Origin of the sequence: Falsiporphyromonas endometrii, assembly GCF_042654485.1 — a bacterium.
GTDB classification, from domain to species: domain Bacteria; phylum Bacteroidota; class Bacteroidia; order Bacteroidales; family Porphyromonadaceae; genus Porphyromonas; species Porphyromonas endometrii.
Map to the genome: position 1 here is coordinate 1 of NZ_JBHSGO010000169.1, position 13,556 is coordinate 13,556.

13 protein-coding genes and 1 tRNA gene are annotated in these 13,556 nt (G+C 38.9%); 2 read left to right on the plus strand and 12 right to left on the minus strand.

All coding sequences use genetic code 11. The annotated features are described in order from the left end of the window. Positions 1 to 152: 152 nt before the first annotated feature. The gene (locus ACFO3G_RS05460) at positions 153 to 422 is read right to left on the minus strand and encodes a hypothetical protein (RefSeq protein ID WP_380078736.1); all 270 of its coding nucleotides are present in this window, start codon (positions 420 to 422) and stop codon (positions 153 to 155) included. Positions 423 to 895: 473 nt separating this feature from the next. On the opposite strand from ACFO3G_RS05460, the gene ACFO3G_RS05465 reads away from it, so the two are divergent. Continuing rightward, positions 896 to 1,585 (plus strand): GIY-YIG nuclease family protein, encoded by a 690-nt coding sequence (locus ACFO3G_RS05465; protein ID WP_380078738.1) that lies wholly within the window; start codon positions 896 to 898, stop codon positions 1,583 to 1,585. A 36-nt stretch (positions 1,586 to 1,621) separates the two neighbouring features. Here ACFO3G_RS05465 and thiD read toward each other — a convergent pair whose 3' ends face one another. The 5 genes from thiD to ACFO3G_RS05490 form a co-directional block, all read right to left on the minus strand. Continuing rightward, positions 1,622 to 2,926, minus strand: a complete 1,305-nt coding sequence (gene thiD, locus ACFO3G_RS05470; protein WP_380078740.1) for a bifunctional hydroxymethylpyrimidine kinase/phosphomethylpyrimidine kinase — start codon at positions 2,924 to 2,926, stop codon at positions 1,622 to 1,624. Positions 2,927 to 3,050: 124 nt separating this feature from the next. Next, positions 3,051 to 4,373 carry a protein kinase domain-containing protein gene (locus ACFO3G_RS05475; RefSeq protein ID WP_380078742.1) on the minus strand — a complete coding sequence of 441 codons (1,323 nt, stop codon included), beginning with the start codon at positions 4,371 to 4,373 and terminating at the stop codon, positions 3,051 to 3,053. Between the two features lie 346 nt (positions 4,374 to 4,719). Beyond that, a tRNA-Thr gene (locus ACFO3G_RS05480) sits at positions 4,720 to 4,792 on the minus strand. A gap of 68 nt (positions 4,793 to 4,860) precedes the next feature. Further along, positions 4,861 to 5,310 carry a hypothetical protein gene (locus tag ACFO3G_RS05485; RefSeq protein ID WP_380078744.1) on the minus strand — a complete coding sequence of 150 codons (450 nt, stop codon included), beginning with the start codon at positions 5,308 to 5,310 and terminating at the stop codon, positions 4,861 to 4,863. A gap of 109 nt (positions 5,311 to 5,419) precedes the next feature. Further along, positions 5,420 to 8,047 (minus strand): valine--tRNA ligase, encoded by a 2,628-nt coding sequence (locus ACFO3G_RS05490; protein WP_380078746.1) that lies wholly within the window; start codon positions 8,045 to 8,047, stop codon positions 5,420 to 5,422. A 250-nt stretch (positions 8,048 to 8,297) separates the two neighbouring features. Between ACFO3G_RS05490 and mtgA the strand changes: the two genes are divergently transcribed. Next, positions 8,298 to 9,014, plus strand: a complete 717-nt coding sequence (gene mtgA / locus ACFO3G_RS05495) for a monofunctional biosynthetic peptidoglycan transglycosylase (RefSeq protein ID WP_380078748.1) — start codon at positions 8,298 to 8,300, stop codon at positions 9,012 to 9,014. 119 nt (positions 9,015 to 9,133) lie between these two features. Here mtgA and ACFO3G_RS05500 read toward each other — a convergent pair whose 3' ends face one another. The 6 genes from ACFO3G_RS05500 to ACFO3G_RS05525 form a co-directional block, all read right to left on the minus strand. Next, on the minus strand, positions 9,134 to 9,778 hold the full coding sequence (locus ACFO3G_RS05500; RefSeq protein ID WP_380078750.1) for a CoA transferase subunit A: 645 nt from the start codon (positions 9,776 to 9,778) through the stop codon (positions 9,134 to 9,136). Positions 9,779 to 9,823: 45 nt separating this feature from the next. Next, a complete protein-coding gene (gpmA, locus tag ACFO3G_RS05505) occupies positions 9,824 to 10,570 on the minus strand; it encodes a 2,3-diphosphoglycerate-dependent phosphoglycerate mutase (protein ID WP_380078752.1) in 747 nt (248 codons plus the stop codon). A 520-nt stretch (positions 10,571 to 11,090) separates the two neighbouring features. Further along, complete coding sequence (locus ACFO3G_RS05510; protein WP_380078754.1) at positions 11,091 to 11,681, minus strand: FKBP-type peptidyl-prolyl cis-trans isomerase; 591 nt, start codon at positions 11,679 to 11,681, stop codon at positions 11,091 to 11,093. 366 nt (positions 11,682 to 12,047) lie between these two features. Then, positions 12,048 to 12,533 carry a hypothetical protein gene (locus ACFO3G_RS05515; RefSeq protein WP_380078756.1) on the minus strand — a complete coding sequence of 162 codons (486 nt, stop codon included), beginning with the start codon at positions 12,531 to 12,533 and terminating at the stop codon, positions 12,048 to 12,050. Positions 12,534 to 12,554: 21 nt separating this feature from the next. Then, positions 12,555 to 12,962, minus strand: coding sequence for a hypothetical protein (locus ACFO3G_RS05520; protein ID WP_380078758.1), 408 nt, complete (start codon positions 12,960 to 12,962; stop codon positions 12,555 to 12,557). 64 nt (positions 12,963 to 13,026) lie between these two features. After that, a complete protein-coding gene (locus ACFO3G_RS05525) occupies positions 13,027 to 13,434 on the minus strand; it encodes an RNA polymerase sigma factor (protein ID WP_380078760.1) in 408 nt (135 codons plus the stop codon). Between the last annotated feature and the right edge of the window lie 122 nt (positions 13,435 to 13,556).

Genomic DNA, 13,556 nt, shown 5'->3' on the forward strand with positions numbered 1-13,556 from the left:
ATAACTATTTGTATACCATAAAGATAACTATTATTAATAACATGGAAAAGACTTAATATAGAGAAAGTTGAAACTTTTTTCAAAAAACAGAAAGGGCTGCGCCAAATGGAATTTTGACACAGCCCCAAAGTCGTTAGAAAGGTCAAGTGACCCTAACCCTCGAATTTGAGATTTTGTGGTTGAATGAGTGTTGTTTGAGTAGCTTTTAGATCCACAATCAAGGCAACAATATTTAACAAATAAACCTCTCCTTCTACGAACTTCACAGCCCATATAGGAAGACCATTCTTGAGATTGTATTTGATGGTTAAGGAGGCTTCCATTTGCTCCCCGGTGACAAGACATATCTTACCCCTTTGAAGGAATAATCCTCCAAGCGAAGTGATAATGAAAAGTATGGTAAGTAATATGCTCATCTCCATGGATCTTATTCTCTATGAACGACTAAGATACTAAAAACGATCCTCTTAAACAACACAGAATACTATCCAACTAATAATGTCCTAAACGATTTAGTTCAGAATTATTGCTACACGGTAAAGTTTTAATAGCTAAAAAAGTAAGGGCTGACACTTTAGAGACGGGATATCAGTCCTTTTTGCAACCTTTTAGCTTGCATAAAAAAGTATAGAAATGAATGAAAGTACGAATTTACCGGACAGCAATGGTAAACAATCAACAACAATGATCCTATCCACCTAATTGAACAACTCAAATATCTTATGAAGCATATCAACATTATTTGGATAGGGACTTCTCAATTACCCACAGAAAGAAGGCTGTCCATTACAGACTATCCAATAGTCAAAATACAACACATAATAAACAACCTCTCCAGAGGTACAGGGATCTATATTTTGTTTAACTTTGAAGGAATTTAAATATCAGCTAAATTATGTCAGACAAAGATCAAAACCAACTTTCTACAAAGGATCGAAAAGGCTATGTGTATATCCTAACCAATCAAAGTTTCTCAGACGATTGGATAAAGATTGGGAAAAGCAAGAGACAAGTTGATATTCGATCAAAAGAGCTTGACAACACGGCTATTCCTCTTCCATTTGACATTTATGCAACCATCAAAACTGAGAAATTCAATCAAGTTGAAAAACTGGTTCATAAGACAATTGATAGGCTTACAGATATGAGAATTCGCAAGAATAGAGAATTCTTTAATGTTGATCCCGCCGTTGCTTTAGACATCTTCCGAGATATAGCTGCACTCATTGATGACGCAGAAGTTTATATTTACCAAGACAATATACCTCATCTCGATTATGGTCAAACACCAGATATTACTAAACAAAACAAATCTAATAGAAAGGCATTCAAATTCTCAATGGCAGGGATAGAAATAGGAGAAGAAATAACCTTTATTCCCACAGGGCAAAAAGTGAAAGTAATAGATCAAAGGCACATTATGTACAATGACAGAGTTATGACCATGACAGGATTTGCCAAAATGTACATGCCTGATGATAAAAGGTTCCCTTCCGATACATATCAAGGACCCAAATACTTTCAATATAAAGGAAAGATTCTTACAGAATTAAGAGACGAACTGGAGAAAGATCTCGAAGAATAAACCTCCTAATAGAAATAATTGATTGATAAAAAAGCACTATAAAACTTCGTCTATCAAGGTCTCTTTTACTTTGAATGGCAATCTTCCTACTTTTCTACAACTTGACACGACCGCGATTTTATGAGCATTTACCATTGCGAAGAATAGCTTTTCATACAATGTTCTATCTTCTCTATGCCAATGTCCTTCATAGTCCACTACATCGAAGGGAATGAGCGCAGCCTCAATCATGTGATAATCCTTAAATACTTTGGGCTCTTTTCCCGGTTCGTCAGGATACTCGACAAGGTATATGTCATTCTTATCCATCATAGGTACTACCACTCTCTTCTCTTTTGCAAGAAGATTCATTGCTTCTGTAATGTCGATTTGACCCTCTTCAGCAATATATCCAAGGATAACATCAGACTTGATGATTTTCGGATGCTTCAAGAGCCTGCTACATAGAGTCTTCTGCTCCTCAATAAGTTGTTCCTTTTTGAAATTCTTTTCCAACAAACTGCACTGATATGCAATATCTTCGCGTTCATTATCTACAACAGACTCGTACAACTGACATACAGGACCAAAACCACATCCAAAAGCATATTGAGCACCTTCAGAGATTGCATTTTGGATAAAATGTTCTGCTCTTTCCACAGCATCTTCAATATGATAACCCCTTGCAATATATGCAGCTATGGCACTTGCAAATGAGTCTCCCGAACCATTGACATTGTGTGTATCTATTCTCTCTTTGGTATAAACTCGTTGAATCTTCGTTTTGGGGTCATAGAAAAAGTCATAGAGTTTATTTCCTTGATGGACCGACTTTACAATCACGGCATTGCCCCATTGACAAAGAGTTTTCAAATCTTCATTGGCACTATCAATCGTTATTGGATGCTGAAGCAAAAGCTCAGCTTCTCTACTATTGGGAGTGATAATAGCAGCCAATGGAAACAAAAACTGCTTGTAAGCCTCGACAGCATCCTCTTCTATCAATCTATATCCATTGGTATCGACCATGACCGGATCTATCACCATCGGAACTTCGCGATAATGGGTTAAAACATTTGCCACACATTCTATAAGGGAACGACTAAAAAGCATACCGGTCTTGATACAATGTGCCTTGACATCAGAAAGATACGAATGACTCTGACCGGAAACCATATCTTCCGGTATTGCAAAAATTCCTTTTACTCCATGCGTATCTTCATTTACTATCGTAGTCAAAGCTGCAGCAGCAAAAGCACCACAAGCACTGATTGCCTTAATATCTGCCTGCATTCCGGCACTTCCAAGAGGCTCACTGCCGGCAATCAAAAACACTCTTCTAAATTCTTTATTCGCTTTCATTTATTTCAATATAAGTCACCCTTATCTAAGGCAATGTTGGAAATTGATCAAAACAATCCAATTGAATTTCAAGGTCATAGATACATCTTCTCAAATAATAAACAGCTTCTTGACATCAAATATTTTATTCATTGTTGCTAAAGCCGTCAATCGGATTCTTATCTGAAGGGGTATCTTGCTCATGACTGTTATGATGCTCAATCCTTGTACTATCTTCCAAAGGTATCACTTCTTTGGCAGTTGAATCCTCCCTGTTAAGAACATCTTGATATTCTTTCTGTGGTTGTCCTCTATGTTTGATCTTGCGTGGATTGTATAATTCGAGAGATGGTACAGCATCACTATCTTGATAATTCTTGTGTCCGCTGCTATTAATAGTATTATTGGTAGTCAGCACACTTATCATCAAAGATAAAGCCACTACGACAGCCAATGCCAACAGCACAACTCCAAACAAAAATCTGTGAGGTTTAACTATTGGTCGGGGACGATTGCCCTGAGGAACGTATTCTCTCTTTTTCCCTTCCAACTGACGCTTGCGTGCGAATGAAGATTTCTGTGCTTTGGAGTCTCCATAAGACTTGCTGGCATAAGACTCAACTGTAGATTGATCTCTCAATAACTTGTCATAGCCAACAAGCCATTCTTTAATCGAGCAAAACCTCTTCTCCGGAACCGGATCCATTCCCTTGCGTAAGAAAGAATAAACCTCATCACTTAACATCTTATTGTGAGGAAGTGGATGATCGATCGTAAAAGTTATGGAAGAAGGGGGCCTTTGAGAAGTAAGAAGGTAATACAAAAGAGCTGTGAGAGAATATGTATCCATCTCGGGACAAACCTGTCCAAATTTAGAATATCGCTCAGGAGCCGCAAAACCTTCCATCTTAGAATGTACCGGCTGCAAACCTACTCCGGGAAGTTGTAAAACAAAGGATGGACAAAGTAGTATAATCTTGTCACTCTCTGTGAGTAAAATATCTCCGGGACAAAAAGTCAAATGACAAAACTGATGATTATGAAGATACTTCAAAACATCAGCCATAGATCTAATGACACGCTCTGTATCCTTAAGTGAGGCAGGAAGTGAAAAAGAATGGGACTGTAACAAACGAACATCACCGAAATATGGGGTAACGCAATAGACAAAAAGACCACTCCTAAAAAGATCAACGACCCTTTGCAAATTAGGATGCTTCAATAGAGCATACTCCTTCAGCTCGGTCAGCAATCTGGCAGCAAAATGCTCCAGCAAATCATCATGCTCCACAGGCTTACGCTGCTGATTGATATTGGATTCCGTTATCACCTCCAAATCATATTCATGAACGCAATACCGCATATCAAGCTCTCGGTGCTGTGCCGAATAATATCGCACACATTGCCCCTCCTGAAGAAGGTCGACAATTTCATAACGACCACCTACTATATCTCCTTGTTTAAGCATACACAATAACGTATTAACAGGAAGTCTCAACTATAAGTACAAAGATATAAGGTTTAATGATAGAAAGTGTATTTTCATCAACAATACAAATCGGTGTCCAAAAGAATATGATGATATGAAGGGGTATAAGGAAGGAGGAAATCAAATACAAGGAGGCAATGATAAAGGGATCGTTTTCCTACCCGAAATTGAAGAATAGAGTCTTCTTCATTGGTCTTGGAATAGATTCCAAAGAGTATGGAAGAATAGGATAAAGGTCTCATTCAGAGATACCTAAAAGAAAAAACTGCGTCGTCGGAAACCCGATCGACGCAGCCAAACACATTAACAACAATCTTTTAGCCAGAGCCGAGAGCCGGACTCGAACCGGCGACCTATTCATTACGAATGAATTGCTCTACCAACTGAGCTATTTCGGCCTTAAACTTAGCCGAAGCCACCGTGTCGTCTCATCGGCCAAAGCGGTTGCAAAGGTAAGAAGATTATTTTAATCTGCAAGTAATTTGGAAATAAATTTATCCAAATCCTCATCTACACCTTTCAAAAGAGGGTCACTTACCAGCATAATATCGTCATCTACAAATAGCAGTTCTTCGATAACAGAGAAGTCAGATCTGACCAATTGAACAGACAAAGGCGTTTCAAAAAGAAGAGAATCGAAATACTCTTCCTCCTGGAGTTCTCTCATCAAATCTTTTAGAGTTGCGATGATGTCTTGCGACACCTCTTCATTCTTAGCATCTTCTTCGACAATCCATTTATAAATAACCTTTGATGCCAACAACTTATCATTGTCATCATACACCTGCACATCCCCTGTCGCCTGATCTACTTGAATAAAGAGATCATGTATAGAGGATACAAACTTTTCATTCTCATCATCTGCTATAGATAAAAACATACCTTTTAGCAGTTCTTTCTCTTTTTCAAATTTCATAGGTTTCGTTATGCTTTTATGTTTGACTGAACTTGTTCTTACAACACGGAGGCCTTCGCCGAGGATATGACAAGAGTCAAGACCCGGTCATATCCTCTACAAAGGTATCTTATTTCTTCAAAGCTTCTATACTCTGCTTAATACTTTCGATACGAGCTTCAGCATCGGACTTCTTCTTTTTCTCGAGATTGACCACAGCTTCGGGAGCATTGCTCACAAATCGTTCGTTGGATAACTTTTTCATCACCCCTTGGAGGAACTTATGCTGATGATCAAGATCTGCCTGCAACTTGGCCAATTCGGCTTCAACATCAATATTACCTGCAATTGGAAGCGCATACTGACTTGTCTCAACCATAAATGAGGGAGCATCTGTAGATAATTTTTCACACAGCTTGATCTCACTTATGTTGGCAAGTTTCATGATGATACAATCCATGGCTTTGTCATGAGCCAATTCAGCTTCAAGCGTTAGAGGCTCCTTATTGGCAATATTCTTGCTAAGTCTGATGTTTCTGATAGAGGTAATCACGCCCTGCATATGCTCAAACTTGGCAAGCATATCCTTGTCAATTTGTCCAGGCTTCAGATATTCCTTAATCATCAAGCTCTCGCCATCTTTTCGCTCCGCCATATGTTGCCAAACCTCTTCTGTAATAAACGGCATAAATGGGTGTAGCAGCTCCAACAACTGCTCAAAGAAGGCTTTTGTTGAGTCCAAGGTCTTTTGATCTATAGGCTCACCATAAGGAGGCTTTACAATCTCGAGATACCATGCAGAAAAATCTTCTCTAAATAACTTATACACCAAAGTAAGGGCTTCGCTAATACGATATTTACTGAAAAGATCATCCAATTCGATCTTCGCTTCATCTATACGCATTGCCATCCAGTCAATAGCCAGACGAGCATATTCCGGCTGAGCTATTCCCTCTTTGGGTTGCCACATAGTCACAAGGCGGAAAGCATTCCAGATCTTGTTGCAGAAATTACGTCCCTGTTCACAAAGAGCCTCATCAAAAAGTACGTCATTGCCGGCAGGGGCTGCCATCATCATCCCCATTCTGACACCATCAGCTCCATACTTATCCATCAGCAAAATTGGATCGGGAGAGTTGCCAAGACTTTTGGACATCTTGCGACCAAGCGAATCTCTTACAATGCCGGTGAAATATACATTATTAAACGGCTTCTTTCCCATATATTCCATACCGGCCATAATCATTCTGGCAACCCAGAAGAAGATAATATCCGGACCTGTCACCAAAACAGAAGTGGGATAATAGTAGCTGAGTTCTTTATTATCTTTTCTATCCTTCAAATCGCTAAAAACCGAGATGGGCCAAAGCCATGAAGAGAACCAAGTATCAAGACAATCCGAATCTCTTCTCAAATCTTCTTGAGCAAGGGTTTCATGCCCCTCCAACTTGCGAGCTTTTGCCAAAGCCTCTTCCTCATTGGGAGCTACGACAACCTGTCCATCAGGCAAATAATACGCCGGGATCTGATGACCCCACCATAATTGTCTACTGATACACCAGTCCTTGATATTCTCCATCCAATGGCGATATGTATTCTTAAACTTGGCAGGATGAAGCTGAATATCATCACTTTCCACAACTTCCAAAGCCGGCTTAGCCAAATCTTCCATTCTCAGGAACCACTGCATAGAGAGTTTAGGTTCAATAACAACATCTGTACGCTCGCTATAACCAACTTTATTGGTGTAGGCTTCGATCTTCTCTATCAAACCTTCCGCCTTAAGGTCTTCTACAATCTGCTTTCTTACATCAAAGCGATCCATACCCTCATATTTGCCACCAAACTTATTGAGAGTACCATTGTCATTGAAAATATCTATCGTCTTAAGATTGTGCTTTTGACCCAAGTTATAGTCATTGATATCATGAGCGGGAGTTACCTTAAGACAACCGGTACCGAACTCGATATCTACATATTCATCTAAGATAATAGGCACAGCTCTACCCTGCCCGGGCACAATCACCTTCTTTCCTTTAAGACGGCCGTAGCGTTCATCATTTGGATTGATACATACGGCAGTGTCTCCCATAATAGTCTCGGGTCGAGTTGTAGCTACCACGATATAGTCCTTTGGATCATCTTCCAAGAAATATTTCAAATAATACAACTCACCTTTAGACTCCTTGTAAATCACCTCCTCATCGCTCAAGGCTGTCAAGGCTTTGGGGTCCCAATTGACCACTCTTACACCACGATAAATAAGACCTTTGTCATATAGATCGCAAAAAACATCAATCACAGACTTCGATCTGACTTCATCCATCGTAAAAGCTGTTCGGTCCCAGTCACAAGATGCTCCGAGACGCTTAAGTTGCTCAAGAATAATACCTCCGTGTTCTCGCGTCCAATCCCAAGCATGATCAAGAAATTGCTGACGACTAAGATCCGTCTTCTTGATACCATTCTGCGCCAGCTTATTCACCACTTTGGCCTCTGTCGCAATAGAAGCATGGTCTGTACCGGGAACCCAGCAGGCATTAAATCCATTCATTCTGGCACGACGCACCAATATATCCTGAATGGTATTGTTAAGCATATGCCCCATATGAAGCACACCCGTCACATTTGGAGGTGGGATGACCACTGTGTAAGAAGGCCTTCCATCAGGTTTAGAAGAAAACAACTTATGATCCAACCAATACTTATACCACTTACTCTCCACATCTTGCGGATTGTACTTTGATGCTAATTCCATATGCTAATTTATCTTTGTTATTCCTTAAAATTTAATAGGTCTCATCACACTTTCCACATGAATGAAATACATATGCACGCAGAATGGCCAAATACTCGTAAAAGACTACTGCCTATTATCTCACAAAGATATAAACATTCACCTTATTTATAAGGACTATCTTCAAGAAGCTATTTAAATTTTGTTCCTTTGTATTTTGATTGACAATGGAACATACCGAGACCATTGCATACTCGTAAAATGAATTCGTATGGGCAAAAAAAGAAACAGCAATCATAAAGGCAAAGGGAATTTCTTTCTTAAAACAATCAAGTGGACAGTACTAACGTTCTTTATTTCAAGCATATCAATGGTTGTTTTATATCGCTTTGTACCTGTGTATTACACTCCGCTGATGTTTATTCGATCCATCCAAAACAGAAGTGAAGGCAAAGAGGTGAAAACTTATCATACATGGGTTCCAATCGAGAAGATGACAATCAATATGCCCATTGCAGTCATTGCCAGTGAAGATCAAAGATTTATGACACACCATGGATTTGATTTTGAAGCAATCAAAGATGCTGCCGAACACAATAAAACACACAAAAAGAAAAGAGGAGCCAGTACGATTAGTCAGCAAACAGCAAAAAATGTCTTTCTTTGGCCTCAAAGATCATGGGTAAGAAAAGGTTTAGAGGCATATTTTACTGTTTTGATCGAACTATTTTGGAGCAAAGAAAGAATAGCAGAGGTATATCTCAATTCTATTGAAATGGGAGATGGAATATATGGTGTAGAAGCTGTGGCTCAGCAACATTTCCATAAAAGTGCGGCCACACTTTCAAAAGCAAACTGTGCCCTGATAGCAGCCACGCTGCCCAATCCAAGAAGATTTTCTTCAGCAAAGCCGTCCCCCTATATGATAAAAAGACAACAGCAAATCCTAAGGCAAATGAAGTTTTTCTCCAAAGACATCTTCAAATAATCCCCCAAAAGTAGATAGAACATGGGATTATCCATTAGATTTCCCTTTCCCCACTGAAATAAAAAAGAGAGGCATGTCTTTTGACACGCCTCTCAGTATTAAGATATAGTGACTATACTTTATTCTAAAATATAATCTACAAAGATACCGCTTGTGTGAACTTCATGCGGTTCGATTTCTCCTTGAGGAACAATCTTATCGATCTCAGCCACTACAGTATCAGCAGCCATTGCCATCATAGGTTGGAAGTTCTTAGTTGTTCCAAGATAAACAAGGTTTCCAAACTCATCACCGATATTACCCTTGATGAAAGCAAAGTCAGCTCTAAGTGGCTTTTCGAGAAGATATTCAACACCGTCAACAGTAACTTTTTCCTTACCTTCTTCAATAACGGTACCAATACCTGTTCTTGTCAGTACACCGCCAAGACCTGAACCACCTACTCTGATTCTTTCAGCCAATGTACCTTGAGGGCTAAATTCAACTTCAAGTTCCTTATTGTTCATCTGTTCACCAGTCATTTTATTAGTACCGATGTGAGATGCAATAAGCTTCTTCACTTGGTGATTAGCGATCAATCGTCCACAGCCTCTATCAGGATAAGATGTGTCGTTTGAGATAAGAGTAAGATCTTTCACTCCACTCTTTACCAATTCGTCAACGATACGTTCCGGTGTACCATTTCCAAGGAATCCACCGATCATGATGGTCATACCATCTTTAAACTTCGCTGCCAATTCAGCAGGTTTGATTGCTTTTTTCATAGATATGATATATTTGATATAATTTATGATGACAATACGATAACGTTAGACACCCTTAGCTTGGTTAGCCACTGCCTCCATCAGCTTCTTAATTACTTCCGGGTCTCCCAAAAAGTAATCCTTTTGAAGTTTGAGGTTATCGTCAAACTCAAACACATAAGGAATGGCAGTTGGCAAGTTTAGACTAATGATATCTTTATCCGAAATACCTTTGAGCTCCTTGATAATTGACCTTAAGCTATTGCCATGGGCCGTTACAATAACATCGTCACACTCTTTTAGTGTTGGGAAAATTGTTTCATTCCAATAAGGTAAAAGACGATGAATGGTATCTTTTAGGGATTCTGTCAAAGGCAAATCTTTTGGGTCTATCGCTGCATAGCGAGGATCTATTAGCGGTGAACGCTCATCATCTTTTGCCAATGGTGCAGGAGGTACATCAAAACTTCTTCTCCAAATGAGTACCTGCTCATCACCATACTTTGCAGCTGTCTCTGCTTTATTTAGTCCTTGGAGCATTCCATAATGCTTTTCATTGAGTCTCCAATCTTTCTCAACCGGGATCCAATCAAGGTCCATCACATCGAGAACGTTATTCAGTGTCTTAATAGCTCTTTTCAGATAAGAGGTGTAAGCCTTCCCAAATCTGAAGCCGGCCTTTTTGAGCTGTTCTCCGGCACTCAAAGCCTCCTGAACGCCCTTTTCGGTCAAATCAACATCTGTCCAGCCGGTAAATCTGTTTTCTTTATTCCAGACACTCTCACCGTGTCTTAGCAATACAAGTCTTTTCATTTAGTTAATTATACTTCTGCTTGTCAATAAAATTGCAACAACAAAAGACCTTTCTCTGCATTAGGATCATCCAAACAAGTCCTCAATACTCCCTCCCATTTTCAACAGGAGAAGTAGTAAGAAAAGTCTCAACGCAAAGAATAAATCAAATTATACAGTCTAAAAGGACTTCCAAATATATAGTAGGTGATATAATCCGATTTCACACTTCGCTATTGCAAAGGTACACAATCAAAGTGGCAAATCTTAATGAAACGAGAAATATATCGCCAAAATAGAAGAAATCCCCTATAAAACAGCTATAAATACTGCTCTATAGGGGATTCATAAAGAGATCATCATTTGAATCTCGTCGTATTGTTTGAAGTTTTTTGCTACTACCTTTTTGGACTGTATAGATTTCAAATAGCTCTCATCTATCTGTCTTACAGCCGAAATACTTCAAAAACTCTCTTTCAAACAATCATATAATTTATGACCAACGATCAATATAAAATAATCTGTTTGTCGGTAACAAAGATTAGTGACAGCCACAGCTTCCACCGCCGCAACCACATTCTTCTCCACCGCCACAGCCACAATCATCTCCTTCACCACAACCGCAGCCACAACCGCAACTTGAAGCAAAGAACTTGCTGTTGTCTTCTGCAGTAGCTTCTCTTACCTCAATGATTTCTCCGACAAAATGGAGCTCCATATTAGCCAAGGGGTGATTAAAATCCATCTTCACTGCATCATCCAATATTTCCACAACCTGTCCTCTTAGGAGGTTTCCTTCGGAGTCATTCATTGGCAAAACATTTCCCACATAGACATTTTCCGAATCAAATTCACCTTTTTCATTTAGGAACACAGATTTTTGGATTGTCAAAATATATTCCTCCTGATAGCTTCCATAGGCATCATCAGAAGAAAGAGTAAAATCGAATTTATCACCGGGCTTAAGACCTGTAAGGTTTTTTTCGAATGCCGGCAACATCATACCCATACCACAAATAAACTCAAGTGGTCTTTGGTCTTCTGTTTTTTCGACCAATTCTTTTTCTGCATCAGCACCTGCATAAAGCTCGTATGAACAAGCCACGAACATATTTCTATCTACTGCACTCATAATATTCTTTTATAATTTGATTATTTATCGACACCAAAGGTAGTTTAAAGAATTGAATCAATTGAAATGGTTGGAATAAACATCCAAAATGTTCCTTGGACAACTAAACAACAGCAATCAATTTGATTGTCAAAAGAAGTTCGCTGTTAGACACAAAATGACTTCCAACTTCAAGATACAACAAAGCCCTGTCGTGGACTGTAACAAAAAATGTTACAACATCCAGCAGGGCTCTAACCTATCGGCGTGATTATTAGAAGGTGTTAAAAAGCTATTGTAAATTCTTTCCGAAATCGTCTTACATTGAATCGAATCTAATTCTTTAGTTTCTATTTCTTTCTAAAACTTACCAACTTTATTAAGACTTCATCTAACTATCTTATTGAAATACTTTTGAGCAAACTTTCTTTTCAACGTTGTCAATCTAACGAGTTTTTCACCCGGAATAAACTCTAAAAACCTCTGATAATACTGATTTTGCAAATTAGCAGTCTGTACTTTTGCTTTTGTCATTGCCTCTACATAAGCCCTAACCTCCTCCTTTGAAGGATTTTTCTTAGACTCTATGTCAACCATTCTTTTATGAAGATCCTTCCAGATCTCAAAGCACTTATTGTCCAATTCTCTATACAAAGGGAAAAAGCGGTTCGCCTCCTCCTTCGTCAAATTGAGCTCTTTCATAATATATGACTCGTACTTTTGGAGCAGTTTTCCTGTTTTCTTTCTCAATCTACACTCTTTTTTCTGAGTATCTTGATCCGAAACATTGCCATAAGCACAAGATGTATGCCCTGCTGCCACACAAAGCATCATAGAAATAACAAGAAGTACTTTCTTAGCTATATTATTCATAATGGAATTAGGTTATGATAACTATTGGTTGTAAGACATCTGATCATCGTCTAACGGCTGAGAACTTACACTATCAAATTTCTCAGTCATTAAATCATCCAACACAGCATCATCGTATACAGTCATAAAGTAATCGTAATATTCATCTTCATCTTGATGAGAAAGATCTTTTGAAGCAATCTCTTGAGACTGGTGATCTTTGACTGTCCACTGCAACATCTTGACGCCTCCCATCACCAACAAAAAAGATGCAGCCATATAAAGTATGGGTTTGAAGATTACTTTAAAACTCTTTGGTCTCTCTTCTGTCATCTTCTCCATACTGTCGATACGCTCCATTATTCTATCATTTAACGTATCAAAATACTCTGCCGACAGATGATCTTTGAGCTGCTCCTTATCCGTATTGTTATTTGATTTTTCAGCCATATAAATTGTGATATATCTATTTACTGATCAATTATATCTGTTTGATGAGATAAAAAATGAAAGTTTAATCTTCAGACAAAACAAACTCCTCCACCTTTTTAACAGCATGATGATACGAAGCTTTCAAAGCCCCCTCTGAAGTATCTGTCAGCTTTGACATCTTATTGTAAGGCATCTCTTCATAATATCTTAGTTTAAAAACCAGCTTCTGCTTGTCAGGAAGTTGTTCGATCGCTCTTTCTAATTTTGCTTCGGTCTCTTTTCCGTCGATAGATATATGGGCGACGGCATTGTCAAGCAGATAAGCATTGTCATCGTTGACCTCAATTCGGGCGTTTCTCTCGTTTTTATTCTTTCTTAAAAGACCCAATGCCTCGTATGTAACAATCTGAAAAAGCCAAGTTGACAATTGAGCATCTCCTCTAAAACCATCCAAAGCCATCCAAGCCTTCATAAACGCATTCTGAACCAATAGTGTCCTAAACGTTCTTCTTTGAAGAAGGACATAGCATAGTATTCAAGAGGGGCATCCCACTTGATCATCTTGCGCTAAAATGGGGGTATCCCCCTATGTCAATTCAGGCTCATCGGGAG

Coding starts and splice junctions, on each gene's coding strand:
- ACFO3G_RS05460 (WP_380078736.1), bottom strand. CDS start 422: ATGGAGATGAGCATATTACTTACCATACTTTTCATTATCACTTCGCTT.
- ACFO3G_RS05465 (WP_380078738.1), top strand. CDS start 896: ATGTCAGACAAAGATCAAAACCAACTTTCTACAAAGGATCGAAAAGGC.
- thiD (WP_380078740.1), bottom strand. CDS start 2,926: ATGAAAGCGAATAAAGAATTTAGAAGAGTGTTTTTGATTGCCGGCAGT.
- ACFO3G_RS05475 (WP_380078742.1), bottom strand. CDS start 4,373: ATGCTTAAACAAGGAGATATAGTAGGTGGTCGTTATGAAATTGTCGAC.
- ACFO3G_RS05485 (WP_380078744.1), bottom strand. CDS start 5,310: ATGAAATTTGAAAAAGAGAAAGAACTGCTAAAAGGTATGTTTTTATCT.
- ACFO3G_RS05490 (WP_380078746.1), bottom strand. CDS start 8,047: ATGGAATTAGCATCAAAGTACAATCCGCAAGATGTGGAGAGTAAGTGG.
- mtgA (WP_380078748.1), top strand. CDS start 8,298: ATGGGCAAAAAAAGAAACAGCAATCATAAAGGCAAAGGGAATTTCTTT.
- ACFO3G_RS05500 (WP_380078750.1), bottom strand. CDS start 9,778: ATGAAAAAAGCAATCAAACCTGCTGAATTGGCAGCGAAGTTTAAAGAT.
- gpmA (WP_380078752.1), bottom strand. CDS start 10,570: ATGAAAAGACTTGTATTGCTAAGACACGGTGAGAGTGTCTGGAATAAA.
- ACFO3G_RS05510 (WP_380078754.1), bottom strand. CDS start 11,681: ATGAGTGCAGTAGATAGAAATATGTTCGTGGCTTGTTCATACGAGCTT.
- ACFO3G_RS05515 (WP_380078756.1), bottom strand. CDS start 12,533: ATGAATAATATAGCTAAGAAAGTACTTCTTGTTATTTCTATGATGCTT.
- ACFO3G_RS05520 (WP_380078758.1), bottom strand. CDS start 12,962: ATGGCTGAAAAATCAAATAACAATACGGATAAGGAGCAGCTCAAAGAT.